The sequence below is a fragment of the Curtobacterium oceanosedimentum genome (assembly GCF_020297365.1).
Lineage (GTDB): Bacteria > Actinomycetota > Actinomycetes > Actinomycetales > Microbacteriaceae > Curtobacterium.
In genome coordinates, this window is the sequence record NZ_JAIXIG010000023.1 from 1 (window position 1) to 25,835 (window position 25,835).

20 protein-coding genes and 1 tRNA gene are annotated in these 25,835 nt (G+C 73.4%); 12 read left to right on the plus strand and 9 right to left on the minus strand.

The features are described 5' to 3' along the window. Positions 1-136: 136 nt before the first annotated feature. Positions 137-367 (plus strand): hypothetical protein, encoded by a 231-nt coding sequence (locus LEL83_RS11235; protein ID WP_225558876.1) that lies wholly within the window; start codon positions 137-139, stop codon positions 365-367. Positions 368-470: 103 nt separating this feature from the next. Then, positions 471-767, plus strand: coding sequence for a hypothetical protein (locus LEL83_RS11240; RefSeq protein ID WP_225558877.1), 297 nt, complete (start codon positions 471-473; stop codon positions 765-767). Positions 768-772: 5 nt separating this feature from the next. Here LEL83_RS11240 and LEL83_RS16260 read toward each other — a convergent pair whose 3' ends face one another. The 7 genes from LEL83_RS16260 to LEL83_RS11275 all read right to left on the minus strand — a co-directional run bounded on the left by LEL83_RS16260 (position 773) and on the right by LEL83_RS11275 (position 14,804). Next, the gene (locus LEL83_RS16260; protein ID WP_225558878.1) at positions 773-1,603 is read right to left on the minus strand and encodes a 4'-phosphopantetheinyl transferase family protein; all 831 of its coding nucleotides are present in this window, start codon (positions 1,601-1,603) and stop codon (positions 773-775) included. Then, positions 1,600-2,397 carry an ABC transporter permease gene (locus tag LEL83_RS11250; RefSeq protein WP_225558879.1) on the minus strand — a complete coding sequence of 266 codons (798 nt, stop codon included), beginning with the start codon at positions 2,395-2,397 and terminating at the stop codon, positions 1,600-1,602. The genes LEL83_RS16260 and LEL83_RS11250 overlap by 4 nt, the downstream gene beginning before the upstream one ends. Next, positions 2,394-3,404: an ATP-binding cassette domain-containing protein gene (locus LEL83_RS11255; protein ID WP_225558880.1), complete on the minus strand. Its 1,011-nt coding sequence runs from the start codon at positions 3,402-3,404 to the stop codon at positions 2,394-2,396. The genes LEL83_RS11250 and LEL83_RS11255 overlap by 4 nt, the downstream gene beginning before the upstream one ends. After that, entirely contained in the window at positions 3,401-3,610 is a 210-nt protein-coding gene (locus tag LEL83_RS11260; RefSeq protein WP_198658381.1) for an MbtH family protein, read from the minus strand. The genes LEL83_RS11255 and LEL83_RS11260 overlap by 4 nt, the downstream gene beginning before the upstream one ends. Next, on the minus strand, positions 3,607-14,163 hold the full coding sequence (locus LEL83_RS11265) for a non-ribosomal peptide synthetase (protein ID WP_225558881.1): 10,557 nt from the start codon (positions 14,161-14,163) through the stop codon (positions 3,607-3,609). Before LEL83_RS11265 ends, LEL83_RS11260 begins: the two co-directional genes overlap by 4 nt. Before the next feature lie 77 nt (positions 14,164-14,240). Next, positions 14,241-14,453, minus strand: coding sequence for a hypothetical protein (locus tag LEL83_RS11270; RefSeq protein ID WP_198658379.1), 213 nt, complete (start codon positions 14,451-14,453; stop codon positions 14,241-14,243). 278 nt (positions 14,454-14,731) lie between these two features. After that, positions 14,732-14,804, minus strand: a tRNA-Val gene (locus tag LEL83_RS11275). 86 nt (positions 14,805-14,890) lie between these two features. Here LEL83_RS11275 and LEL83_RS11280 point away from each other — a divergent pair. The 5 genes from LEL83_RS11280 (at position 14,891) to LEL83_RS11300 (ending at position 18,629) form a co-directional block, all read left to right on the plus strand. Next, positions 14,891-15,535 carry a SatD family protein gene (locus LEL83_RS11280; RefSeq protein WP_225558882.1) on the plus strand — a complete coding sequence of 215 codons (645 nt, stop codon included), beginning with the start codon at positions 14,891-14,893 and terminating at the stop codon, positions 15,533-15,535. Further along, the gene (locus tag LEL83_RS11285; RefSeq protein WP_225558883.1) at positions 15,535-16,389 is read left to right on the plus strand and encodes a hypothetical protein; all 855 of its coding nucleotides are present in this window, start codon (positions 15,535-15,537) and stop codon (positions 16,387-16,389) included. The genes LEL83_RS11280 and LEL83_RS11285 overlap by 1 nt, the downstream gene beginning before the upstream one ends. 148 nt (positions 16,390-16,537) lie before the next feature. Then, the gene (locus LEL83_RS11290; RefSeq protein WP_225558884.1) at positions 16,538-17,065 is read left to right on the plus strand and encodes a hypothetical protein; all 528 of its coding nucleotides are present in this window, start codon (positions 16,538-16,540) and stop codon (positions 17,063-17,065) included. A 35-nt stretch (positions 17,066-17,100) separates the two neighbouring features. Then, positions 17,101-18,081, plus strand: a complete 981-nt coding sequence (locus tag LEL83_RS11295) for an aldo/keto reductase (protein ID WP_225558885.1) — start codon at positions 17,101-17,103, stop codon at positions 18,079-18,081. Next, positions 18,078-18,629, plus strand: a complete 552-nt coding sequence (locus LEL83_RS11300; protein ID WP_225558886.1) for a hypothetical protein — start codon at positions 18,078-18,080, stop codon at positions 18,627-18,629. The genes LEL83_RS11295 and LEL83_RS11300 overlap by 4 nt, the downstream gene beginning before the upstream one ends. A 17-nt stretch (positions 18,630-18,646) precedes the next feature. On the opposite strand, the gene LEL83_RS11305 is transcribed toward LEL83_RS11300, so the two are convergent. Further along, the gene (locus LEL83_RS11305) at positions 18,647-20,221 is read right to left on the minus strand and encodes a phenylacetate--CoA ligase family protein (protein WP_225558887.1); all 1,575 of its coding nucleotides are present in this window, start codon (positions 20,219-20,221) and stop codon (positions 18,647-18,649) included. Continuing rightward, positions 20,218-21,255: a nitroreductase family protein gene (locus LEL83_RS11310; RefSeq protein ID WP_225558888.1), complete on the minus strand. Its 1,038-nt coding sequence runs from the start codon at positions 21,253-21,255 to the stop codon at positions 20,218-20,220. The genes LEL83_RS11305 and LEL83_RS11310 overlap by 4 nt, the downstream gene beginning before the upstream one ends. Before the next feature lie 103 nt (positions 21,256-21,358). Here LEL83_RS11310 and LEL83_RS11315 point away from each other — a divergent pair, with 103 nt between their 5' ends. The 5 genes from LEL83_RS11315 (at position 21,359) to LEL83_RS11335 (ending at position 25,809) form a co-directional block, all read left to right on the plus strand. Beyond that, positions 21,359-21,736 (plus strand): holo-ACP synthase, encoded by a 378-nt coding sequence (locus LEL83_RS11315; RefSeq protein ID WP_225558889.1) that lies wholly within the window; start codon positions 21,359-21,361, stop codon positions 21,734-21,736. A gap of 80 nt (positions 21,737-21,816) precedes the next feature. After that, a complete protein-coding gene (locus tag LEL83_RS11320; protein ID WP_225558890.1) occupies positions 21,817-22,104 on the plus strand; it encodes an acyl carrier protein in 288 nt (95 codons plus the stop codon). Continuing rightward, positions 22,101-23,276, plus strand: coding sequence for an acyl-CoA dehydrogenase family protein (locus LEL83_RS11325; protein WP_225558891.1), 1,176 nt, complete (start codon positions 22,101-22,103; stop codon positions 23,274-23,276). The genes LEL83_RS11320 and LEL83_RS11325 overlap by 4 nt, the downstream gene beginning before the upstream one ends. Continuing rightward, positions 23,273-24,226, plus strand: coding sequence for an amino acid--[acyl-carrier-protein] ligase (locus tag LEL83_RS11330; RefSeq protein WP_225558892.1), 954 nt, complete (start codon positions 23,273-23,275; stop codon positions 24,224-24,226). The genes LEL83_RS11325 and LEL83_RS11330 overlap by 4 nt, the downstream gene beginning before the upstream one ends. Then, positions 24,223-25,809 carry an alpha/beta fold hydrolase gene (locus tag LEL83_RS11335; protein ID WP_225558893.1) on the plus strand — a complete coding sequence of 529 codons (1,587 nt, stop codon included), beginning with the start codon at positions 24,223-24,225 and terminating at the stop codon, positions 25,807-25,809. The genes LEL83_RS11330 and LEL83_RS11335 overlap by 4 nt, the downstream gene beginning before the upstream one ends. Positions 25,810-25,835 lie beyond the last annotated feature (26 nt).

A 25,835-nucleotide genomic window follows, 5' to 3' on the forward strand; every position in this document is an offset into this window, starting at 1 on the left:
TCGATCGGGTCGATCCGGCGGGCGGCGAGGGCGAATCTGCGGGGCGCGACGACGCTCGGCCTGGTCCCGGGCGTCCGGGTGGGCGGCCGTGACAGGCGAGCGGCGGCGGCCGGCGAGCAGCGTGAAGCCGCTCGCGGTGGGCGCGTTCATCCTCGCGTTCCTCCTGCCGCCGGCAGGTGCAGGTCTCGGGGTCATCGCGCTCGTCCTCGCGGGCACGCAGGACCGGGAGCACGACCACGGATCTCCGTTCGCGATCGCTGCGGTCCTCGTCGGCTCGGTCGTCAGCGTGGGCGTGCTCGCGGCGCTGGTGGTCGGGTTCGGGGTCGTCGCCGCTCCCGCTGCTGCTGCTGCTGCTGGCGCTGGGTAGCCAGGTCGGCGGATGGCGCGCCGAACGGCATCGGAGATCGTGCCCTCCTGACGTCGAGGGCCCTACGATCGTGTCGACGTGACGTCGATCGAGGGGGACCACCATGACCGGACTCGCTGACTGGGAGACCGAGGGCGCTCGAGCGCGCCCGGCGACAGCGAGCGACCAGGTGCCCGTGCCGGCGTCACTCCGCGCCGTCACCTGGACCGGCGTGCTGCTGCTCGTCGCCGCGGTGTTCGTCTTCGTGTCCGCGGCGACGCTCGGGCTGCGTCAGGACGAGTCCGGGACGGACCTGCTGGTCCGCACCGCGGTCCTCGTGGTGATCGGTGTCGGGGCTGCCGTGGTCGGTGCGGTGGCGCTGCTGCTGCGGGTGGTGGCCGGGGTCGTCGTCCGGCGCTGAGGAGCTCAGACCTGAGCGGGTGCGCTGACCGACTGCTCGGCACCGTCGTCCGAGCCCTGCGCGCGCAGGAGCGCACCTGAGACCGTGTCGGCCCCGTGCCCGCTCATCCTCCAGGTCCGGATCGCAGACGGCTCGGCCGCCGCGACGGAAGCCGCCGCTCGCGCACCGGCGTCCACGCCGGTGGTCCAGGCCCACGCCAACCCGGGGTCGTCCGACTGCGCCACCGGGCGCCATCCGTCGCGACCACCTGCCGTGGTGACGCGGGCGGACGCGGTGGTGGCGACCCGGAACCCAGCCGGTTCGCTGCGCAGGCCGACCCCGACCGACTTGAGCAGTGCCTCCTTGGCGGTCCAGGTCTGGACCCTACGGACGAGGCCGGCACGGCCGGAGGGCACCGTCTGCCGTTCCGCCGGGTGCAGGGCGTAGTCGTCGAACCCGGGCCACAGGCGCTCCGGGTACTCCTCGACGTCCACGCCGACCCGGGCCGCGTCGCCGGCGACGGCGGCGAGGACCAGGCCGCCGGAGGACGAGGTGGAGGCGGAGAGCTCCGCGAGGCGCGGGCGGCCGTGCGGCGCTCCGCAGCGGTCGCAGGTGCGATCGACGCGGAGCGACGGCGCGTCGGACACCGGGCGCCCCTGCACGGCGCAGGTCAGGAGCCGGAGCGCGAGTCGGCCGGCGAGCGTCCGACGACGGTCGGCCTCCGCGCGCTTGCTGGCTGCAGCGGCGCGGTCGGCCGCGTCGACGAGCGCCGAGGCGCCGGCGCCGTCGCTCCGTCCGAGCAGGTGGTCGCCCGTGTCGAGCACGTCGTCCACGGAGGCCAGCAGGAGGTGGATCACCGCTTGCTGATCCGCCGGTACTGCACGACGGCGATGGGCGCGAAGACGGCGATGATCGCGACGCAGCACAGCGTGGCGTAGAGCAGCGCGTTGTCGGCGGGCCACCCGTGGCCGACGGCGAAGCCGGACGGCGGTTCGTTCCCGAAGCCGCGACGCACCGCGGTCGCCACCGCGGTGACCGGGTTCCACTCGGCGACCACGCGCAGCGGCCCCGGGAGCATGTCGGCGGAGACGAACGCGCCGGAGACGAAGCAGACGGGGAAGAGCCACAGGAGGCCCAGGCTCTGCGCGACCTCGACGCTCCGGGCGGTCAGCGCGATGAACGCGCCGATCCACGACGTCGCGAAGGCGAAGAGGAGCAGCAGCCCGCAGGTGAGCACCACTGACCCGAGGTCGGCGTGCACCCGCCACCCGATCGCGAGACCGCAGGCGATCACGACGACGATCGAGATGGTGTTCGTCAGCAGGTCGGAGGTCGTGCGACCGAGGATCACGCCGACGCGTGACATCGGGAGTGCCCGGAACCGGTCGATCAGCCCTGTCTGCAGGTCCTTCGCCAGGTACACCGCGGTGAACGACGAGTTGAAGGTCAGGGTCTGTGCGAGGACACCGCCGATGAGGAACTCGCGGTAGTCGTCGCCCCCGAGCGCGTCGGCGAAGACGAACCCGAGGATGAGCACGAAGATGATGGGCTGGGCGACGCCGGTCACCAGGGCGCCGGGCGTCCGGCGGACGCCGAGCATGTTCCGGCGCGCGATGACGCGGCCGTCGCGGAGGACGCTCGCGACACTCATCGGCGCACCTCCCCGGACCCGCCGGCCGTCACCGGTTCCCGCTCGGGCGAGACCGACTGGTCGGTGGTCGTCTCCGTCGCGGGCGCCGTGCCGGTCAGCTGGAGGAAGACCTCGTCGAGCGTCGGCTGCCGGAGGGCCGCCTCCGTCGTCTCCAGCCCGACGGCGTGGAGTGCGCCGACGACCTCGACGAGGTCCCGGCTCCCGCCGCTCGCGCCGACGGTGAGGCGACCGGCGCGCCGGTCGACGGTCGCGCCGTGGCCTGCTCGACGGACGGCGTCGACCGCCAGGTCCACGTCGCTGCCCGGCGCGAGCAGGATGTCCACGCGCGCCCCACCGGTCTGGGTCTTGAGTTCTGCGGCGGTGCCTTCAGCGATGATGCGTCCTCCGTCGATGACCGCGATCGAGTCGGCGAGCTGGTCGGCCTCCTCGAGGTACTGGGTGGTGAGGAGCACGGTCGTCCCGCCCGAGGCGAGTGACTCGATCGCGTCCCAGGTGTCCCGGCGGCCGCGGGGGTCGAGCCCGGTGGTGGGTTCGTCGAGGATGACGACCGGCGGCCGGGCGACGATCGCGCCGGCGAGGTCGAGGCGTCGACGCATGCCGCCCGAGTACGCGCCGGCTCGCTTGTCGTCGGGGACGTCGTCGAGGCGGAAGTCCCGGAGCAGCTCGCGAGCCCGTGCCTTCGCGTCCTTCCGGCGCATGCCGTAGAGCTCACCGACCATCGTCAGGTTCTCGAACCCGGTGAGCTTCTCGTCGACCGCCGCGTACTGGCCGGACACCCCGAGGCGCTGTCGCACGGCGTGTCCCTCGGTGAGCACCGATCGTCCGGCGACGAAGGCATCCCCGGAGTCGGGCTGCAGCAGGGTCGTCAGGACGCGCACGGTCGTGGTCTTCCCCGCACCGTTCGGCCCGAGGAGCCCCTGGACCGTCCCCTCGGGCACCTCGAGCTCGACGCCGTCGAGCGCCTGGTGGCTCCCGAAGCGCTTCGTGATCCCTCGGACGGAGATCACGAGGCCACGCGGTGACTCTCGACGGACGGTGTGATGTCGTGCCAGTGCTCCGACACGTAGTCGGTGCAGTCCGCCTTGACGGCGGGACCGAAGACCGCGACCCAGCCTCGGGGGACGTCGGCGAACTCCGGCCAGAGCGAGTGCTGTCCTGCTTCGTTCACCAGCACCCGGAAGGTGCCGTCCTGATCGTCGAACGGGTTCGTCACGGTCGATCCTCCTCTGTGTCGGCGACGGTTGTCGTCTCACCAGGGTCTTCGGAGCCGGCGCCGGATCGGTTCGATCCGGCCGGGTCTGTTCCCCGCCCCGCCGCCCGATCGGGCGCTGCCAGGAACTCGTCGAGCAGCGGTGCGATGTCGTCCAGCGCCCGGTCGGCGAGCATGTCCTGGTGCCGGACCCCGACGGGGCTCGATGTCACCCGCCCGGTGACGAACCGCGCCCACGCCTCCGGGGCGGGCCGGTCCGCCGGCACGTCCTCGGTCGCGGCGAACACGTGGAGGTCACCGTCGACGACGGGGACCGGCGCCTCGTCCAGGAGCTCGCCGAGCCGCCGGAACCGGCGGACCATGCGGTCGACCACGTGTCCCGGCACGTCGGCGAGCGGATTGCCCGCCTCGGCGAGCAGCGCGAGCACGCGGGCACCGTCGAGGTCGTCCGTCGGGGGCGTCACCCCGTTCGCGTCGAGGAACCCACGCCACATGGCGTCGGTGTCCGCGACACCGGCGAGTGCCGGTGCCTCGGACGGGTAGGCGTCGAGGACCGCGAGGAGCGCCACCTCGTCGCCCTCCTCCTGCAGCCGGGCCGCGATGTGGTGCGCGAGTCGCCCACCGAACGAGTACCCCACGAGCAGGTACGGTCCGTGCGGCTGTTCACCGCGGATGGCGGTGACGTACTCGGTGAGCAGCTCCGCGAACGATCCGGCCGTCGGGGGTTCGGGCTGGTCCGGCGCGATGCCCGGCATCTGGACGCCGAGGATCGGTCGGGTCGTGGCCAGACGCGAGACGAACGACGAGAACTTCCACGCGACGCCGCTCGCGGGGTGCACCGCGAACACCGGGGTGCCGTGCCCGGTCGGGCGCAGGGGCAGGATCGTCCGGAGCGACTCGGCGACGTCCGCCTCGCCGGACTCGACGAGGGCGGCGAGTCCGGCGACGGTCGGCGCCTGGAAGAGCGCCTGCACCGGCAGGTCCGCACCGAGCGCGTCGTTGATCGCCTGGATCGTCGGCTGTGCGACGAACGAGTGCCCTCCGAGTGCGAAGAACGAGTCGTCGGCTCGGACGTCGTCGACGCCGAGCGTCGCGGAGAACGCCGCGGCCACGGCGCGTTCCGCCGGTCCGCTCGGAGCCGCGCCGGTCCCCCCGCCGAGCCGGAGCTCGGGGAGCGCCCGCACGTCGACCTTGCCGTTCGGCGTGAGCGGGACCGCGTCGATCGGCGCGATCCCCGCGGGCACCATGTAGTCGGGGACGCGGGAGCGGACGCGGTCGGACAGGGCACCGAGGAAGGTGTCGGTGGCGGGGACGTCGGTCACGACCCACGCGCCGAGCTCGGTGCCGCGAGGGGTGTCGACCGGGCGGACCACGGCCTGGGCGACACCGTCGGCGTCGCGGAGCAGCGCCTCGACCTCGCCCGGCTCCACCCGGTGACCACGGATCTTCACCTGCCCGTCGCTGCGTCCCAACGAGGTGACGGCGGGGCGGTCGTCCCCGTCGGCGTCCCGTCGCACGACGAGGTCGCCCGTCCGGTACATCCGCGAGCCGTCCGCTGCGAAGGGGTCCGCGACGAAGCGGTCGGCCGTCGCACCCGCGCGGCCGAGGTACCCGTGGGCGAGCTGCGCACCGGCGAGCCACAGCTCGCCGACGCTGCCGACCGGGGTCGGGCGGAGGCGGGCGTCGAGGACGTAGCCGACGGTGGAGACCGTCGTCGCGCCGAGCTGCGGGGTGGTGCTGTCCGCGACCCGGGCGACCATCGAGTCGACACCGACCTCGGTCGGTCCGTAGAGGTTCCAGGCCTCGACCGCAGGACGGTCGCGCAGCCACGTCCACAGCCCCGCGTCGAGCGGTTCCCCGCCGAGCAGCAGGACGAACGGGTCGGCCGTGTCCCGGCTATCGAACAGCGTTCCGAGGTCCGTCTGCCCGGCGAGTGCGGTGACGTAGCTCGGCGTGGTCTCCCAGGCGTCGATCGCCCGGTCGGCGAGGAACGTCACCAGCGCCCGGGGGTCGCGCCGGGTGGCATCGTCGACGACGTGCACCTCGTGACCGGCGGCGAGCCAGACCACGGGGTCCATCGCCGCGTCGAACCCGACACCGGTGGTGTGCGCGAGGCGCACGCGTCGGTCCGCGGGGTCCGGCAGCAGCGTCGCGCGGTGGCTCGACAGGAGCGCGGCCAGCGCGCGGTGCGGCACCTGGACGGCCTTCGGTTCGCCCGTCGTGCCGGACGTGAACACCAGGTAGGCGGGGTCGTCGGCAGCCGGCGCCGCCGGCTCGCGTCGCTCTGCCGCCACGGGAGACGACGCGCGGTCGCCGTCGCCGTCGCGGTCGCCGTCGCCGTCGCGGTCGCCGTCGCCGTCGATCCGGAGCATCCGGTGCGACGGCACACCCGCGTCGGACGCGGCGAGGGTCGCCACGTCGACGGCGGTCGCGTCCGCGTCGGCTGCGCCGTCCTGGAGGCCGTGGTGCAGCACCAGGGCGACGGCGGCGGTCCGGAGCATGGTCGCGATCCGGTCGCGTGGCAGCTCCACGTCGACCGGCGCGGCCACCCCACCGGCTCGCCACACCGCGAGCAGAGCGGCGACGGTGTCGACGCCGCGGTGCAGCGGCAGCGCGACGACCTCGCCTCGTCGGAGGCCTGCGGCCGTCATCCTCGCAACGAGCCCGTCGACGCGGGCATCGAGCTCCGCCGTGGTCAGGGAGTGGCTCCCCGAGACGATCGCGGGGGTGTCCGGGCGGGCCGCGACCGACGCGGCGAACGCCTCGAGCAGGGATTCCTGCCCGTCGGTGGCGGTCGCCGGCCAGGCGGCGAGCCGTCCGGCGGCGGGGTCGACGGGGACGTCGAGCAGGGGCAGTCGCGGGGCGGCGGACGCTCCCGCCAGGAACGCGGTCCACCGGTCGACGAACCCCTGCGCTGCGGCGTCGCTGAACATCGACGCGTCGTACTCCAGGACGCCGTCGACGACACCGGAGGGGCGCGGGCGGAGGGTGAACGACAGGTCGACCTTCGCCGAACCGGTGGTGTCCGGTTCGATCCGCTCGGTCGTGACGCCGGGCAGGGCGATCGCCACCCCGCTGTCCTCCTCGACGGAGAGCATGGTCTGGAACAGCGGGTGGCGTCCGAGTCGACGCTCCGGGGCCATCGCCTCGACGATGCGCTCGAACGGCACCGACTCGTGCTCGATCGCGCGCAGGGTCGCCGCCCGTGCTCGTTCGATGGTCTCGACCAGGTGCGGTGCGTCCGCCATCTCGATGCGCAGCGGCAGGGTGTTCACGAAGAAGCCCACGAGCTCCGCCGTGTCCGGGTCGGAACGCCCGGCCGACGGCGATCCGATCACGACGTCGTCGCCGGCGCCGATGCGGTGCAGGTAGCCCGCGAGTGCGGCGAGCCAGGCGTGGAACCCGCTGGCCTGCGCCTGCCCGGCAGCGGCGTGCAGTGCGGACACGACGTCCTCGGGCACGGTGAACCGCAGCTGGCGGGCAGCACGGGTGACCGACTCCGGACGCCGTCCGTCCGCGGGCAGGTCGAGCTCGTCCGGGATGCCGGCGAGCTGCTCGACCCACGCCGAGAGCGATGCGTCGTGCCGGCCGCCGTCGGCGTCGAGGAGCGCGCGCTGCATCCGCGCGAAGTCGGCGTACTGCACCTCGAGCGGACGCTGCGCGCGAGCGGTGCTCCCGGTCCGGGCGGCGTAGGCGGTGGCGATGTCCCGCGCGAGCGGAGCGAGGGACGCACCGTCGGTGGCGATGTGGTGGATGAGCAGGTCGAGGCGCCACCGCTGCTCCCCCGTCGCGACGAGTCCGGCACGGACCGGCAGGTCGACCGTCAGGTCGAAGCCGACCGACGTGTCGACGGCGTCGCCGGTGACGATCCCGGGTGTCGCGTCGTGGACGCGCTGCGTCGGCCGACCGTCGACCTCCGGGTAGGTCGTGCGGAGGACCTCGTGACGCTCGACGACGTCGTCGACGGCGCCCGCGAACGCGTCGGCGTCCAGGTCGCCCTGGAAGGTCGCCTGCAGCAGCACGGAGTAGTCGGTGGAGGCGGGGTCGAGCCGGTTGAGGAACCACAGCCGCGCCTGGTTCGGCGACAGCGGCAGCTGCTCGCCGTCGCGTCGCGGGTTCGCCGCCGCCCACGCACGGAGCGCCGGCGCATCGTGCCGCTCCTCCTGCGGCGTGGTGCTCCCCGCGGAACCGACCGCCGCCAGGAGGCCGGCCGGGGTGGGGGCGTCGAAGATGCTCCGGAGCGGCAGGGTGGCTCCGAGTTCGTCCCGGATCCGTCCCATGAGTCCGACCGCCAGGAGCGAGTGGCCGCCGAGCGCGAAGAAGTCGTCCTGCATGCCGACGTCGTGCACACCGAGCACGTCGCCGAAGACACGGCTGATCGTCCGCTCGTCCTCGGTCACGGGCCGGTCGCCTCCACCGGTCGACGAGGGCTCGGGCAGTGCGGCGGTGTCGAGCTTGCCGTTCGGCGTCAACGGGATGGAGTCCACGACCGCGATGGCCGTGGGCACCATGTAGTCGGGCAGGTCGGCCGCCACGGACCGTCGGACGGCCTGCTCGTCGACCGTCCCGACGACCCACGCCACGAGGCGTGCGGTGTCCGGACCGGCGGGCGCGACGATGCGCGCCACGGCGGCCTCGACGCCGTCGATCCGCTCCAGCGCCCGGGCGACGTCGGCCAGCTCGATCCGGTACCCCCGGAGCTTGACCTGGTCGTCGTCGCGGCGCAGGAACTCGAGCTCCCCGGTGGCGCGACGGCGGACGACGTCCCCGGTCCGGTACATGCGGGTCCCGTCACCCTGCGGGTCGGCGACGAAGCGTCCGGCCGTCTCTGCGGGTCGTCCGCGGTAGCCGTGCGCGAGGGAACCGCCCGACAGGTAGAGCTCTCCCTCGACCCCGGGCGGGACCGGCTGCAGGAAGTCGTCCAGGACCCGGGCCGTGACGTTGGCGATCGGCCAGCCGATGGTCACCTCCCCCGGTTCGATCCGGGCGACGACGGCGTCGACCGTGCTCTCGCTCGGCCCGTACAGGTTCCAACCGTCGATGTGGTCGGCCTCGGCGATCTGGTCCCACAGGTCGGGCGGCACCGCTTCGCCGCCCACCGCGACGGTCAGGTGGCCCTCGTGCTCCGCCACGGCGTCGAGGAGTCCCACCGCGGCGAGCTGCCGGGCGTACGACGGTGTGGTCTCGATGACGTCGATGCCGTGCCCGACGACGGTGCGGACGACGGCCTCGGCGTTGGTCCGGGTGGCGTCGTCGGCCACCTCGAGCGTCGTCCCCGCGACGAGCCACAGGATCGGGTCCCACGCCGCGTCGAACCCGAGCCCGGACAGGTGCAGCATCCGCGGGGTGCGTCCTCCGACGCGGTCGCGGACCGGCCGGATCATGGCGTCCTCGTGCTGCGCGAGCACGTTGGCGAGCGACCCGTGGGACACCTGCACGCCCTTCGGCGTCCCGGTGGTGCCGGACGTGTAGACGAGGTACGCCACGTCCTCCGGCTCCGGGGCGACGGGCCGCGTGCCGAGGCCGGTCGCGCCGACGAGGTCCGCCGGCGGGACGACCTGCACGGACACGCCCGCCGTGGCGGCGACCGTGCGAGCGCGTTCCGCGTCGTCCGTGACGACGACGGACGGCTCCGCCCCCGCGAAGATCTGACCGACACGCGTGTCCGGGTAGGCGACGTCGACCGGCACCGCGACGGCGCCGGCCCGGAGGACCCCGAGCACGACCGTGATGGCGTCCGCACTGCGCGGGAGGGCGACGGCGACGCGGTCACCCCGGCCGACGCCGAGCGTCGACAGGCCGGTCGCGACGGCCGTGGTCCGCGCTGCGAGCTCGGCGAAGGACGTCGTGCCGGCGGTGTCGACGAGCGCGTCGGCGTCGGGGGTGCGGGCGACCGTGGCGTCGAGGCGGTCGAGGACGGTCCCCGTCACGTCGACGGTCCGCCCCCGCGCCTGCCGGTCGAGGGCGAGGGCGGTCTCGGCGTCCACGTTCGGGATGTCGGACAGGCGACGCAGCGGGTCGGCGACGAACGCCGCGAGCACGCGGTCGAGGGCGTCGCGCAGGCGCTCGACGGTGGGTCCGTCGAACAGCGTCGCGTCGTACCCGAACGTCACGAGGAGTGCGCCGTCCTCGCCGTCCGGGCTCGTCACGTCGAGGAGCAGGTCGGTCTTCACCCCGGCGCTGGTCGACTGGGCGGGCAGCGACACGGCGACGTCGCCGAGGTCGAGGGATGCCGGCTCGGTGTTCTGCAACGTCAGCATCACCTGGAACACCGGGTGCCGACCGACGGAGCGGGGCGGCCGGAGCGCGTCGACGACCGCGTCGAACGGTGCGTCCTGGTGCGCGTACGCCGCGGAGTTGGCGGACCGCACCCGTTCGAGCAGGTCCTCGATGCTCGGGTCGCCGACGAGCGAGGTCCGGAGCGCGACCGTGTTGACGAAGAAGCCGACGAGTTCGTCGAGCTGCGGGTCCGTCCGGCCGGCGACCGGCGTCCCGACGACGATGTCCTCACCCGCGCCGTGCTGCTGGAGGGTGGCGGCCACGGCCGCGTGCAGCACGATGAAGAGGCTGGTCCGGTGGTCGGCGGCGAACCGGCGGAGCTCCTCGTGCCGTGCGGTGTCGAGGGTCAGCGCCACCTCGCCGACGGCCTGCCGGGCACCTCGGTCGTCGATCGAGCGGGCACGGTCGCGGGGCAGTGCGATCTCGTCGGGTGCACCCACGAGGGTGGTGCGCCAGAACGCCAACTGCTCGGCGAGCTCGCTCGAGGGGTCGTCGGCGTCACCGAGCTGTTCCCGCTGCCACAGCGTGAAGTCGGCGTAGTCCACCGGCAGCGGCTGCCATCCCGGCTCGGTCCCGCTGACACGGGCGGCGTAGGCCGTCCCGAGGTCGCGGGCGAACGGTGCCAGGGACCACCCGTCCGAGGCTATGTGGTGCATCGTCGCGACCAGGACGTGACGGTCGTCGTCGATGCGCAGGAGCACCGCGCGGAGGGGTGTCTGGGTCGTCACGTCGAACGGACGGGTCGCCTCGTCGCGGACGACGTCGTCGACCCGGTCCTCGGGCACCGTGACCGTCAGGAACGGGGGTTCCGCGGCCGCGCCCTCGAGGACCTGCTGCAGCGGTTCGTCGCCCGCGAGCGGCACGATGGTCCGCAGGGGCTCGTGCCGCATCGCGACGTCCACGAACGCAGCGCGCAGCGCCTCGACGACGAGCGGGCCGTCGAGACGGAGCACCACGGGGATGTTGTAGGCGGCGGAGTCCGGCTCCAGGCGGTTCAGGAACCACAGCCGGCGCTGCGTGAGCGACAGCGGCACCTCGTCCGGACGCGTGGTCCGTGCCAGCCGGGACTCGCGGCCGGTCGGCGAGCCGCTGCCGCCGGCGAGGGCGGCCACGGACGGCCGTTCGAAGACGTCCCGCACGGTGATCGTCCGGTCGAGCCGTTCGGACAGGCGCGCTGCGAGCCGGGTGGCGAGCAGGGAGTGCCCGCCGGCGGCGAAGAAGTCGTCCTCGACCCCGATCACGGGCACGTCCAGGACCTCGGCGAACACGTCGGCGACGATGCGCTCGGTCTCGTTGCGCGGCGGCAGCACCGTGCCGGTCGTCGACTGCTCGGGGGCCGGCAGCGCACGACGGTCCAGCTTGCCGTTCGGGGTCATCGGCATCTCGCGCAGGGCGACGACGACCGAGGGCACCATGTAGTCGGGCACCTCGGAGCGCATGCCGTCCCGGACGGCCGCGGGGAGGCCCCCGAGGTCGCCGTCGGAGGAGACGTACCCGATGATGCGGCTGGCCGGCCCCTCGCCCGAGACGACGGCCGCGGCGACGGCCACGCCGGGCTGGCGGGCCATCGCGGCCTCGACCTCGGCGAGCTCGACGCGGTAGCCGCGGATCTTGACCTGGTCGTCGATGCGGCCGACGAAGCGCAGGGACCCGTCACGCCGACGACGGACGACGTCCCCGGTGCGGTACATGCGGGAACCGTCGGCGGAGAACGGGTCGGCGACGAAGCGCTCGGCGCTCAGCCCGGGCTGCCCGACGTAGCCCTGTGCGACGTTCGTGCCGGCCAGGTAGAGCTCACCCACGGCCCGGTCGGGTACCGGGGTGAGGCTGGCGTCGAGGATGTAGTGGCGCGTGTTGCGGACCGACGAGCCGATGTGCGGCGCGCGTCCCGGCTCCAGCACCGCGGTGAGGCTGTCGACGGTGGCCTCGGTGGGCCCGTACAGGTTGACGGCGTGCACGTCGTCGCGGTGGGCGAGCGCGTCCCACAGCGCCGGGCCGACCGCTTCGCCGCCGACGGCGATCTCGGTGGGGTGGACGTCAGTGTCGAGCATGCCCGCTGCGAGCAGCGCCTCGGCGAACGAGGGGGTGGTCTCGACCGCGTCGATCCGGTGCCGCACGAAGTACTCGACGAGGCGCTCCGGGTCGCGCCGGACGTCGTCGGCGACGATGTGCAGTTCGTGGCCGGCGAAGAGCCAGAGCAGCGGGTCCCACGCGGCGTCGAACGACAGCCCGGCCGTGTGCGCCACGCGCAACGGCCGACCGAGTCGTGCCTGTGCCGGGTCGAACATCTCGGCGCGGTGGTGCTGGAACAGGTTCCGCAAGGCCGTGCGGTCCACGCCGACGCCCTTCGGCCGTCCGGTGCTGCCGGAGGTGAAGACGATGTACGCGAGGGCGTCCGGGGCCGTCTGCGGCAGTGCGCTCGGGTCGTCCGTCCGGCGGTGCCACACCGCCGTGTCGGCGTCGACGGGGAGCGAGGGCACCTGCCAGGGCGCACCCGCGGCGCGGTCACGGGCGAGCTGGGCGCTGCTCGTCAGGAGCATCGTCGGGGTCGAGTCCTCGATCATCCCGGCGACGCGGTCCGTGGGGTACTCGGGATCGAGGGGGACGTACACGGCGCCCGCCCGCAGCACGGCGAGGACGAGCATCGGCAGCATGACGCTGCGCTCGATGCGGACCGCGACCCGGCTACCGGGGACGACGCCCTCGCGGATCAGGTGGTGTGCGAGGCGTGTGGCGTCGGCGTCGAGCGCCGCGAACGTCCTCGTGCCGTCGTCGGCGACCACGGCGAGGTCGTCCGGGCGTCGACGGGCGACGTCGGCGAAGGCCTCGAGCACCAGTTCCGGATCGAGGGTGACGGTGTCGCCGGCTCCCTGTTCGAGGAGTGCCGCGACCTCGTCCTCGTGCACCACCGCGGCGTCCGTGACGGTGAGCCCCTCGGGGCCGTCGACCACGCGGTCGATGAACGCGAGCAACCGGTCGGCGTGCTCGGTGAGGCTCGCCGTCGTGTGCAGCGCAGCGTCCCCCTCGAGCTGCAGCGTCGCGGCGGCGGCGTCGCTCGACAGGCCGGACAGCACGATGGACAGGTCGTGGACCGGTCCGGTCGACAGGATCTCGACCGCGCCGACGGCGTCACCGAACCGGATCTCGTCGATGACGGGCAGCAGGTTGACCGACGGTCCGGCGTGGCGGGGCGCGCCGTCGAGGGACTCGACGCGGAAGCGCTGGTGCGCGACGGCACCGCGGACGACGTCGCCGGCGTGCGCGACGACGCCCGAGACCTCGGCGTTCGCGGGCACGTCGATCCGGAGCGGGAGGATGTTCGAGAGCATCGAGGGCGTGGTCTTCGCCACCTTGCCGCGGCGTGCGGTGACCGGCAGGCCGAGCGAGACCCGCTCCTCGCCCGTGATCTTCGACATGTACAGGGCGACGATCGCGACGACCGTCTTGGGGAGGTCGCGGCCGAGCGCCGTCAGTCGCGCGGTGCGCGCGTCGTCGAGGGGCACGGCCACCCGGACGACCGAGCTCGCGGCCGTCGCGGCGGTCCCCTCGAGTCCGGCCACGGTCGCGTCGTCGTCCAGCGCGTCGCGCCAGTGGGCCTCGTCGGCGTCGCGCTGGTCGGACGCCTCGTACTCGGCGATGTCACGGTGGAGGTCGTCGAGCCCGGGGAGCGGCGACGACACGCGCGCGGCGAGGTGCGCGAGGGGCTTCGCGGTGACGTCCAGCAGCCGCCCCGAGGGCGCGTGCCGCGACAACCGCGTGTAGACCTCGGCCATGTACCGCAGCGCGATGACCGCGGAGTACCCGTCGAGCAGCACGTGGTGCACGCGCAGGAAGAGCAGCGAACGGGTGTCCGTGACCTGGAACAGGACCGCGCCGAACAGGTCGTCGCCCTGCACGTCCCGCGGCGTCCCCATCTCGCGGTCCATGGACGCCAGCGCCTCGGCACGAGCCGCGGCCGGGTCGAGGTGCCGCAGGTCGACGACCTGCATGACCTCGTCGGTCGGGCTCGGACGTTCGATGATCCCGTACGGGCCCTCGGCGTCCGACCGGATGCGTGTCGAGAGCGCATCGAGGTCGGCCACCGACTTGGTGAGCGCGATCCGCGCGAGCCGCTGGTCGAGCTCGCCGTGGAGGTCCAGGTACTGCCCGATCTGGTAGGTCGGGTTCGACGGGTCGAGCTGCTGGGCGTACCAGATCCCCCGTTGTGCGGAGGTCAGCGGGACGCGGACGGGCGCCCCGTGCTCGTTGCGGTCGTCCTGGTGGTGCTTGCTCGTCACGGAGAGGCTCTTCCTGTCGGGTCGCGGCCCGTGTCGGGGCCGGATCACGGTTCCGCTGGTGTCGGTGGCTCCGGGTGTTACTGGAACTGACCGATGCGCAGCGAGTTGAGGATCCCGCCGAGGTCGATGAGCGGACCCTGAACGAGGGGTCCTTCGATGAGCGTCGGGGTCGTCACGCTCGTGCTGGGGGCCTCGGCTGCGTTCGCCGCGGTCGCGTTCGTCGCGAGACCGCCGAGCGTCAGTGCCACGGCGACGGTCGCGGTGCTCAGGATTCGGGTGTTCTTCTTCACGGGAAGCTCCTCGTCTGCTGACGGCGACCGGAACCGGCCACCGTCCACCTCTTCGGGGCGGGCACCACGACCGGTTTGGTGTCGTCGTACGCCGGGGCAGGATCGCCGCGCGATCAGACGACCGCAGCCGCGCACCGCTGAGGGCTCGTCGACGCGTCGGCAACGCGCCCGTCCGTCACGGACGCGGCGCCGATCCGGCACGGACCCGGCGCGATCCGGCACCGGCCCGGCGGGATCGCGCACGCCGTGGTGCCGGGCACCCTACCGAGATCTCCAGGTGGGCCCTGCCGGGATCGAACCGACGACATCCACGGTGTAAACGTGGCGCTCTACCAGCTGAGCTAAAGGCCCTCACGACGATCCTAGAGCGTCACGAACCCCTCTCGAAGTTCAGCCCCAGACTTACTTTCGCCGATATGAAGCTCTACGCTTAACCCATGCAGCCCGAGCCCGTCATCGCGGTGATCGTCGACCTGGTCGACTCTCGCGCGCTCGCCGACCGCGAGGCGGCCCAGCACGCGGTCGAGCAGGCCTTCGACCGTACCGCGGACGTCAGGGCGCTCGATCCCCTGCGCGCCACCGTCGGCGACGAGTTCCAGGTGATCTACGCCACGCTCCCCGACGCCCTCGTGGCGACCACCGCCGCGACCCTCGCCCTCCCCCCGGCGGTGCAGATCCGTCTCGGCATCGGGCGCGGCCAGGTCCGGACGATCGGCACGGGCGGCACCGGTCCGCTGCAGGACGGCCCGGGGTGGTGGTCCGCGCGGGACGCCATCAACGAGACCCACCGCCGCGAGGACGCCCGGACCGCGTTCCTCCGGTCGTGGTACCACGACGCCGAGGACCGCCACGGCACGACGGAGCGGCTCGTGAACGCCTGGTTCCTCAGCCGCGACCACGTGGTGGCACGGCTGACACCCCGCGCACGTCGGATCGCGCTGGGCCTGGTCGAGGGCCGGACGCAGGCGCAGATCGCCGTGGATGAGGGCATCACCCCGTCGGCCGTGTCGCAGTCGGTGCAGAAGTCGGGCGTGGCCGCCGTGGTCGAGGGCCTGCGTGTCCTCGGAGACGGGGGCCGCTGATGCTCGCCGGGATCCTCCTCGCCCTCGTCGGGCTGGCCGACGTCGCACGTGCACGGACCGGGACGGACGCGGCACCACGACGGGCCCTGTGCACGACGGTGGTCATCCTGCTGTGGGCCGGGGCGACGGTGGTCGCCGTGCTCGGTCTCGGCGTCGACGTCCGGGCCGCGCTGACGATGGTCGCCCTCGCGGCGCTGTGGGTCGCGACGACGGTCCCGGTCCGGTCCGGGGGCGAGGCGAGTCGTCGCGGTCGGGCACTCCCCTGGCTCCGCCGCTCGGGCTCCTGGCCGGCCGCCCTGCTCGCGGTCGCCGTCGCGGTGCTGCTGCTCTGGGCACCGGCTCCGGACGCGTCCGGCTTCGTCGTCGACTGGCACCGCGACGCCGGTCCGGCGTTCGTCCGGGCGGTCCCGCTCGCGGCAGTGGTGGCCGGGATCGGATCGGCGCTGTTCCTCGTCGACTCGGCGAACGTGGTCGTCGCCCAGGCGCTGCCGCCGGGGCTCTCGCCCGACGAACGGCCCGGCGCGGAGACTGCCGAGCCGACCCGACGGAAGCGCTCCGCCCGACGGCGCACCGACACGACGCCAGACGCAGCCGCAGCCGCGGACGGCACGGTCACGCTCAAGGGCGGCCGCCTGATCGGCCCGATCGAACGGCTGCTGTTGGCCGGGTTCGCCCTGGCCGGTGCCTTCCCCGTCGTCGCCGCGCTCATCGCCGCGAAGGGCATCGTCCGGTTCCCGGAGATCCGCCGCGAGACCACCGGCTACCAGGCCGAGTACTTCCTCATCGGCAGCCTGGTGAGCTGGGCGATGGCCTTCGCCGCCGCCGGCACGTGCTGGCTGCTGGCGCAGAGCTGACCGAGCGCCGAGCCGCCGAGCTGACCGCGGGCCGAGCCACCAAGACACGGGCCACGGGCCACGGGCCACGAGCCACGAACCACGAACCACGAACCACGAGCCACCGCACCGCCACTCCCTCCCGGCCGCCGCAGGTACGCTCGTGCCCGTGAACGGTGTCGGAGTCCTCGACGAAGCCGGGCGGCTCCGCCTGCTCGGTGCCGGCGTGACGGGCGCCGCCTTCGCCGTCGTCCTCGTCATGCTCGTCCTGTCGTCGTGGACCGAGGCGACGACCACGGTCCTCGTGTCGGTGGGCATCCCCACGGCAGCGCTGGGCGCGACGATCGCGGTCGTCCTGCAGCGGCGGGCGTGGCGCGCCGAGGGCGGGTACGAGCAGTCGATCGCCGTGCGCGACTGGATCGCCGACGGCCAGGTGCCCGCACACGTGCCGGCCGCCCACTGGATCCCGCTCGTCCAGGCGCAGGCCGACCGCGAGGGCGCCGGCTGGGGCAAGGTCGTGCTCGGCGTGCTGTGGATCGCGATGACCTGGTCCATGCGCGACCAGCACGACGCGCTCATCACGGCGATGCTCATCCTGCTCTGGAGCGGGATGGTGCTGTGGGCCGCGCTCTGGGTGATCCCGCGGGCCCGGGCGGCGCGGGCCTTGCTGCGCCGGGGCGTGTCCACGACCGGCTGAACCCGGTCCGCACCCGCCTGACTACGCTCGGCAGCATGCAGAGTCGCACCCTCGGCCGCACCGGCCGCTCCGTCTCCCCCATCGGTCTCGGCACCTGGCAGTTCGGCGGTGACTGGGGCCCCGTCTCCGAAGCCGACGCGAACGCCGTCATGGACGCCTCCGTCGAGTCCGGCGTCACCCTGTTCGACACCGCCGACGTGTACGGCGACGGCCGGAGCGAGCAGCTCATCGGCGCGTGGCGTGCCGCGAACCCCGACGTGCCGCTCACGATCACGACGAAGATGGGCCGTCGCGCCGACCAGGTCCCCGAGAACTACGTCGCCGCGAACTTCCGCGAGTGGGTCGACCGCTCCCGCACGAACCTGCGGCAGGACACCCTCGACCTCGTGCAGCTGCACTGCCCGCCCACCCCGGTCTACGAGGACGACGCCGTCTACGACGCGCTCGACGCGCTCGTCGCCGACGGCTCGGTCGCCGCCTACGGCGTCAGCGTCGAGACCGCCGACCAGGCGCTCACCGCGATCGCCCGGCCCGGTGTCGCGAGCGTCCAGATCATCCTCAACGCGTTCCGCCTCAAGCCGCTCGACCGCGTGCTGCCGGCCGCCCGGGAGGCCGGGGTCGGCATACTTGCGCGCGTCCCGTTGGCATCGGGGCTGCTCTCCGGCAAGTACACGACCGACACGTCCTTCGCCGAGGGCGACCACCGCAACTACAACCGCCACGGCGAGGCCTTCGACCAGGGCGAGACCTTCAGCGGCGTCGACTACGACGACGGTGTGCGCGCGGCCCAGACCTTCGCGGCGTCCCTGCCCGACGCCGTCTCGGTCCCGCAGGCGGCGCTCGCGTGGATCATCGCGCAGGACGGCGTCACCGCGGCCATCCCGGGTGCCCGCAACCCGGAGCAGGCCCGCTCGAACGCGGCCGCCGCCGACCTGCCGCCGATCGAGGGGCTCGACGCCACCGTGCACGACCTGTACGACACGTGGTTCCGCGCGAGCGTCCACGACCGCTGGTGACCCTGCGGAGCGTCGCGGTCGCCGTCGCCGCGGTCCTGCTGCTGTCGGGGTGCTCGTCGCCCGGAGCGGACACGACCCGCGACGCTCCGCCCTGGCCCCGGCCGACCGACCTGTCCGCGCGCGCGGACGCGGCCAGTCTGGGCAACGTGTGGGGCGAACGGCTCGCCGAGCACGTGCACACGCACCTGACGATCCTGGACGGCGACGACCCGGTGACCGTGCCCGCGAACGTCGGGCACTCCGCCGAGCGCGAGTTCGCCGCCGAGATCCACACGCACGACACCTCGGGCATCGTGCACGTGGAGTCCCCGACGGAGCAGACCTTCACGCTCGGGCAGTTCTTCGACGAGTGGGGCGTGTCGCTCGGTCCGGAGCACGTCGGCGGGCTGCGCGGCGAGCTGACGGTCTGGGTCGACGGTCACCGCCGCATCGGCAACCCGCGTTCGATCGAGCTGACCGACCTGCGGCAGGTCGTGCTCGTCGTGACAGGCGTCGGCGAGGTCCCGCGCCTGCCGGCACCCTTCGACTGGCCGCCCCAGTACGACTAGCGCCGCCGTCGCTCGGCTCAGGCCTCCTTCGCCGCGACCCACGACAGGTCGAGGTCCCACTGCTCGACCGACCCGGCCGGCAGCTGCCACACGTACTCGTTCTTGAGCTTCTTGCCGTCCTCGCGGAACGGCCCCGTCCGGTACGGGTAGAAGGCCACCGTGGGCAGGGTGCCGGGCGGCGCCGTGCGGATGGCGTTCGAGAAGTCCCGGTTCAACCGGCGCAGTTCCGTGATGACGGTGCCGCGAGCGGTGTCGGCGTCGTACCCGCCCGCACCGGCCGCCAGCTGGAACGCGATGTGCAGCTGCCGGTCACCGCGGTCGTCCTCGTAGCTGATGAGCCGGTGGTTCTCGACCGCCTCGAGCAGGTCCGGGTCGCCGTAGACCACGTCACGGACGACGTCCGGCGCGACGACGGCTCCGTTGTAGTCGACGGACAGGTCGGACCGGCCGTAGTGGAACAGCAGCGGCAGGTCGAGCTCCGCCTGGTCGGCGAGCGCCGCGTGTCCCGTCGCCCGCAGCACGGACCGCAGCTCCTTCATGCGCACCACGTGCCCGCGGTCGTGGATGTTGTACCGGATGCGTGGGCTGATGTTCTCGGACCGGGCGATGGTCACGACGAGTTCGCCGAGGTCGTTCGTCTCGATCAGGTAGCCGAACGGGTTGAACTGGAACACCATCGGCAGCACGCCGTACTCGCCTTGCTTGGTGAGCGCGGCGGACAGCTCGGGCGACGCGGCGATCGCCCGGCGGAGCTGCACGCTGAACGGCGTCTCGATGCCGAGGTTGATCTCGAGGTCGCTCGCCCCGTACGACCCGAGCACGGCCTGCGCGTACTGCTCGATGTGGGCGCGCATGTTCTCGCTGATGCCCTCGCCACCGAACGCCGCGACGATCGTGTAGCGGCTCCAGTCGAGCCGGTCGTCCTCGAACAGTGCCTTGAGGAACGGCGGGTAGCTGCAGATGACGTAGGTGAAGTCGGTGCCGAACTCGCGCATCGTCTGCACGATCTTGTCGCGGTCGGGTCCGACGGACTTGATCATCGACGACTCGGTGAGCGATGCGGTCACGTTCATCCCCGTGGCCCACGCGCCGAGCGAGAAGGCGTTGAGCACGAACGGCTGCTTGGTCAGGTCCTTCGCGGTGCGCGAGAACCCGAGCTGCAGCAGCTGCCGGGTGGCCTGTCGTTCGTCCGGGCCGCGCACCCAGCTGGTGGGGGTGCCACTCGACCCGCTGGACTCGTCGACGACGACCCCGCGCCGCGGCAGCCGCCCGTCGACGCAGCGCTCGGGGATGCTCCAGCGCTTGACGTAGGAGTCCTTGTCCATCTCGGGCAGTCCCGAGATCGCTGCGGCGATCCCGCCGCGGGTGTCGAGCCTGGAGGCACGTCCGGACTCCGCCAGGAACGCCCGGTACGCGGGGACCCGCTTCGCGGCCTGTTCCGCGGTCCGCCAGGCGCGCCAGCGGCCGAGGGTCCAGCGGAGCGGTTCGATGCCCGGCGTGAGCAGGAGCTTGTGGGTGCCGACGCGGGGCATGAACAGGGCGACGAACGTCTCCACCACCCACACCACCGAGAACACCGCTGCGCGCTTCACCGGGTCCCCCCGACGGTCATCGCGGCGGCGGGCCGGCGGTGGGCCAGGGGTGGTGGGGCGCTGTGCCCGAACCGGAAGAGCATCCACGCCATCCGCCCGTCGGACTCGTCGACCTCGGCCCGTTCGACGAACGCGGCGTGCGACCGCGGGTTGGTGATGACGGTGCCGAAGGGGTGCATCGCGACCCCTCGGCGCGACAACTCGAGCCAGAGCCGCATGAAGACGCGGCCGGCCTCGACGTACTCGGCCGGGGTGCTGAACGGCCCCTCGAGCCAACCGAGCTGCCGGACGCCCCGCATGGTGGACAGGTACACCTTCCGGATGACCGCACCGACGCCCGGCGCCTGCCACATCCCGCGGTGCTCCATGGCGAACCGGAGCACCGGTCCGGGCATGAGCATCGTCTCGGCGGACAGCCCGTCGCCGGTGGCCGCGGCCTGTCGCTTCGAGAACCGCAGCCAGTGCAGGATCTCGGCGTGCACGGCGTCGTGCTGCAGGTCGTCGAACAGGGTCTCCTGGTTGACGCGCACGATCTCGTCGACGGTCGCTCGGTCGTCCGTCGTGCGGAAGCGGTGCCCCGCAGCCGCGGCGATCGCCTCGGCGGCCTGGATCGCGTCGGTCCCGACCAGGGTGGCGTCGTAGGGCCTGCGGGACGTGCGCCGCGCGAGGAAGCCGGCCAGGGCCTCCCGGTCGTCCGCGGTGGCCGTGCGCGGTCGCAACGTCACCGTGCCCAGCCGGTGCAGGTGGTCGTCGCCGGCGGCGTCGAGCCGGCCGAAGTCCATCTCGGCGTGGTCCAGCTCTTCCTGCACGGCGAAGCCGTGCGCCCGCGCGACGACCTCGAGCCCCGCCAGGAACACCCCCGCGCAGACGTGGCCGAACGGGATCCCGAACGACTCGGCCGGCAACCCCTTCCGCAGGTCGTAGAACACGGTCGCGGTGCGGTCGTCCTCGACGCGCACGACGATCGGTTGCGAGTTGTGCGGCGACGGGTAGTGCCGCGCGTCCTCGATGATGCCCGTCCACGGTGATGCCATCGTTCCCCCTCGGTGGTCCCTGGCGACGATCATACGAACCCTCCCCGGCGACCATGCTCGCCGGGGCATGCGCCGTGCGCGAGTGGTGCGTAGCCTGCTCCTCGTGACGACCATCCGCACCGGGACCGACCTGGCCGCGGTCGACGACGTCGTGGCGGGCATCACCGCCCACGGCGAGCGCTACCTGGACCGGGTGTTCACCGCGCGTGAGCGTGCCGACACGGGCGACGACCCGGAGCGCCTCGCCGCACGGTTCGCCGGCAAGGAGGCCGTGGTGAAGCTGCTCCGGCCCGCGCCCGGGCAGGCGGTCCCCCTGCGGGACGTCGCCATCGTGCTCGACGCCGACGGTGCCCCCGTGGTCGAGCTGTCCGGAGCGGCCGCGGCCCTGGCGGAGTCGGTCGGCTGCGGCCCGATCGCGGTGTCGCTGGCCCACGAACGGGGGCTCGCGGTGGCGACGGCGGTGGCCCTCTCGGAGCGCTGACCGCCGGCTCCCGACACCGTGCGGTTTCCCGCACCCGCACGGCGGTTTCCCGAGGGCGGTCCTTCCTTATGGTTGCCGTCATGGAACAGGTCCCGAACTCCTCCAGCACCACCGCGACGATCGCCGACCCGGCGATCGACCGGGCCGTCCGACGGGCGCTCGTCGACCACGGTCGGCTGTCCGTCGACGCGTGGGACGTGGCGTCGATCGCGGACCTGTACGCGCTCGGGCTGACCTCGCACGCCACGGTCAACGTGATGCTCGCGGTGGAGTCCGAGCTCGACGTCGAGTTCCCCGACTCCGTGCTGAACCGGTCCACCTTCGCCACCGTCGAGTCGATCACCGCGGCCGCGGAGCTCGCGTCGTGACCCTGACCCTGCCCGCGCCGTCGGTCGTCGACCGCTTCGCGGAGCGTGCCGGCGCGGTGGCCGAGGTCGCCGCGCAGTTCGCGGACGAGGTCGACCGTGACGCCCGTCCCCCGCGCGAGGCGATCGCCGCGATGCGCGAGTACGGGCTGCTGGCGGCCGCCGTACCCGTCGAGCACGGTGGCGAAGGAGCCACCGTCGCCGAGCTCTCCGTGATCGCGACCGAGCTCGGCCGTGCGTGCGCGGCGACGGGCATGGTGTTCGCGATGCACCAGGGACAGGTGATGGCGCTCTGGCGGCACGGTGGCGACGGTGCCGGCGTGCTCGAGACGATCGCCGCGGTGCGGGACGGCGCGCTCGTGGCGTCGGCGACGACGGAGCGCGGGGTCGGTGGGGATGCCCGTCGTTCGACGTGCGCCATCGAGGCCACCGAGGACGGCCGGATCCGCCTGCGCAAGGACGCGCCGGTGATCTCGTACGCCACCGAGGCTGACGCGGTGTTCGTCACCGCCCGCCGCGACCCCGAGGCCCCGGCGTCCGACCAGCGGCTCCTCGTCTGCCGGCGGGACACGATGGTCCTGTCGCAGACGTCGACCTGGGACACCATGGGCCTGCGCGGCACGTGCAGCAACGGGTGGGTCCTGGACACCGAGACCACGACCGACCGGGTGTTCCGCGACGACTACGCCACGATCTCGGCCCAGACCGTCCTGCCGGTGTCGCACGTGCTGTGGGCCTCGGTCTGGCTCGGCATCGCGGTGTCCGCCACCGAACGGGCCCGGAGCGCCGTGCGCCGGCAGGCCCGCGCCACGATCGGCACGACCCCGCCGGGAGCCCTGCGCCTGGCCGAGGTGCTCGTCGACCTGCAGACCATGGCCGACTCGGTCCGCCATGCCGCCGAACGCTTCGACGCCGCCGCGGACGACCCCGCGGTGCTGGCCTCGAGCGCGTCCGCCCTCGCCGCGAACGCCCTGAAGATCGGGTCGTCCGAACGGGTGACGGACATCGTCACGAAGGCGCTGCGCATCGTCGGGATCGCGGGCTACGCCGCGTCCGGGCCGATGAGCATCGCCCGACACCTCCGGGACGCCCACGGAGCCGCCGTCATGGTGAGCAACGACCGTCTCCTCGCGAACGACGCCGACCTGGCACTCATGACAGGAGTGATCCTGTGACCATCACGGACACGACCCCCACCACCGACGGCGCCGCCGACCTGGACGCCGCACGTGCCGCGCTCCGCGCCCGGCTCCTCACCGACGGTGTGCTCATCGACCTCGGCACGCCGGGGCTCTACGGCCGCACCGGCGTGTTCGAGCGCGTGACCGCCGCGGTCGACGCCGCCGCCGTCCGCAGCCAGGCCCACCTGCACGCCGACGTGCTCCGGTTCCCGCCCGTCGAGCCGCTCGCGGCCTTCGAGCGCACCGACTACATCGCGTCCTTCCCGGACCTCGCCGCGTCGATCTCCGGGTTCACCGGGGACGACCGCACCCACCGCGCCCTGCTCGCCGCCCGCGAGCGCGGTGAGCGCTGGGAGGGGTTCCTCGAGCCGGCCGACCTCATGCTCACGCCGGCCGTCTGCCACCCGGTCTACGGCCTGATCGGCGACACCGTGCCGCAGCAGGGGCGGTTCTTCGACATCCTGGGCGACTCCTTCCGCCGCGAGCCCTCGCTCGACCCGATGCGCCTGCAGGCCTTCCACATGCACGAGTTCGTGCACGTCGGCACGCCCGCCTCGGCCGCCGCACACCGCGACGGCAGCATCCCGGTCATGCGCGCCCTGCTCGAGTCGTTCGGGCTCGAGATCGACGTCGTCCCCGCCAACGACCCGTTCTTCGGTCGCGTCGGCGCGATGCTCGCCCGCAACCAGGTCGAGCAGGCGCTGAAGTTCGAGTTCGTGACGCCCGTCTACGGTCCCGACCACGACGCCACCGCGATCAGCTCGGCGAACCTGCACGAGGACCACTTCGGCACGTCCTTCGGCCTGCGCGCCGAGGACGGACAGGTCGCCCACAGCGCCTGCATCGCGTTCGGTCTCGAGCGCATCACCATCGCCCTGTTCGCCGCCCACGGCACGGACGTCGACACCTGGCCGGCGTCCGTCCGCGCGGCCCTGGCCCTGTGACCACCCTGCACGGCTGGTCCGGCAGGCCCGCCCTGCGGGCCGCCGTCCAGCTGCCGGCGCACGCCCGCGCGGGGGTCGTCATCTGCCCGCCGCTCGGCCAGGAGGGCGTCATCGCGTACCGCACGCTCCGCCTGCTCGCCGACCGCCTGGAGGCCCGTGGCATCGCCTCGGTGCGCTACGACCCGTCCGGCCGTGGGGACGGAGCACCCGACGCCGATCCCGACGCGCAGGTCCGGTCGGCACGCCACGCCGCCGCGCTGCTGCGCAGCACGGGGGTCCGCCAGGTCGCGTTCGTCGGACTCGCGTCCGCGGCGCTGGTCGCCGACCAGGCCGCGACCGACGCCGACGGCCTGGTCGTGTGGGACGCGCCGGCGTCGGGCAAGGGGTGGCTCCGACGACAGCGCGCCCTCGCGTCGATCACGATCGGTGCCGAGCGGGTCGTCGACGGCGTCGAGAGCCTGATCGGCTTCGACGTCGACCCCGACGAGGCCGCCACGCTCGCCGCCCTCGCCTTCACCCCGCGCACCGGTCCCACCGTCGCCCTCGTCCGTCCGGGCAGCACCGCACCGAGGGGACTCGGTACCGTGCCGACCACCGAGGTCACGGGCAGCGCCGAACTCCTCGACGGCACGAGCATCCATGCCCGCATCCCCGGCGCCGCCGTCGACACCGTCGTGGCCTGGCTCGACGCCTGGGCGCCCGAGCACACCGTGGTGACGACCGCACCCGCCCTCGACGAGGTCCTCGACGTGGACGGTCGGGTGTCCGAGCGCATCGTCGTGCTCGGCGAACAGGGACTCTTCGGCATCGAGACCGTGTCGTCCGCGCAGCACCACGACGCACCCGTGGTCGTGCTGCACAGCGGCGGCGCGGAGCACCGGGTCGGCGCCACCGACTACCAGGTGGAGCTCGCACGCGCCCTCGCCCGCGACGGCGCCCGCGTGGTCCGCGTCGACCGCCGCGCCACCGGCGAGAGCACCGGCGTGCACGAGGACGAACGGAGCTTCCTGTTCGCGCAGGAGTGGGTCGAGGACCAGTCCGCCGTCGTCGCCGCACTCCGGACCCCGTCCGACCGGCTCGTGCTGGTCGGGATGTGCGCCGGGGCCTGGGTCGCCGGCCGCGCGATCGACGAGTCCCCGCGGCTCGTGGTCGAGATCAGCCCGAACGACTACCGCCGCGTCCCCGCCGAGCCGGGGTCGTACGCCGACACCGTCCGGGCGATCGACACCCCCTCCGCCGCGCGGCTGTGGCTGCGCGAGCGGTACAACCGGTTCGTGCCGACGGCCCTGCGCGAACGGATCGCCCGCCGTGACCGGATGGGCGGCGTCGTCGGCCACGTCCGCCCGCTCGTCGAGCACGGCACCGACGTCGTCGTGATCGTCGCCCCCGAGGACGCCGCACTGTTCGACCGCCTCGGCGGCCAGCGGGCGGTGCGCCGCTTCGGCGGGGACGACCGTCGTGGGTCGGTGTCGGTCGTCCGGGTCGAGGACGGGGACCACGCCCTGTTCTCCCCCGCGATGCGCGAGGCCGTCGTCGCCGAGGTGCGCGCCCGCGTCGCGGCGACGTTCCCCGTGCACACCTGACCCGGGCGTCCCGTCCTGGTGCGTGT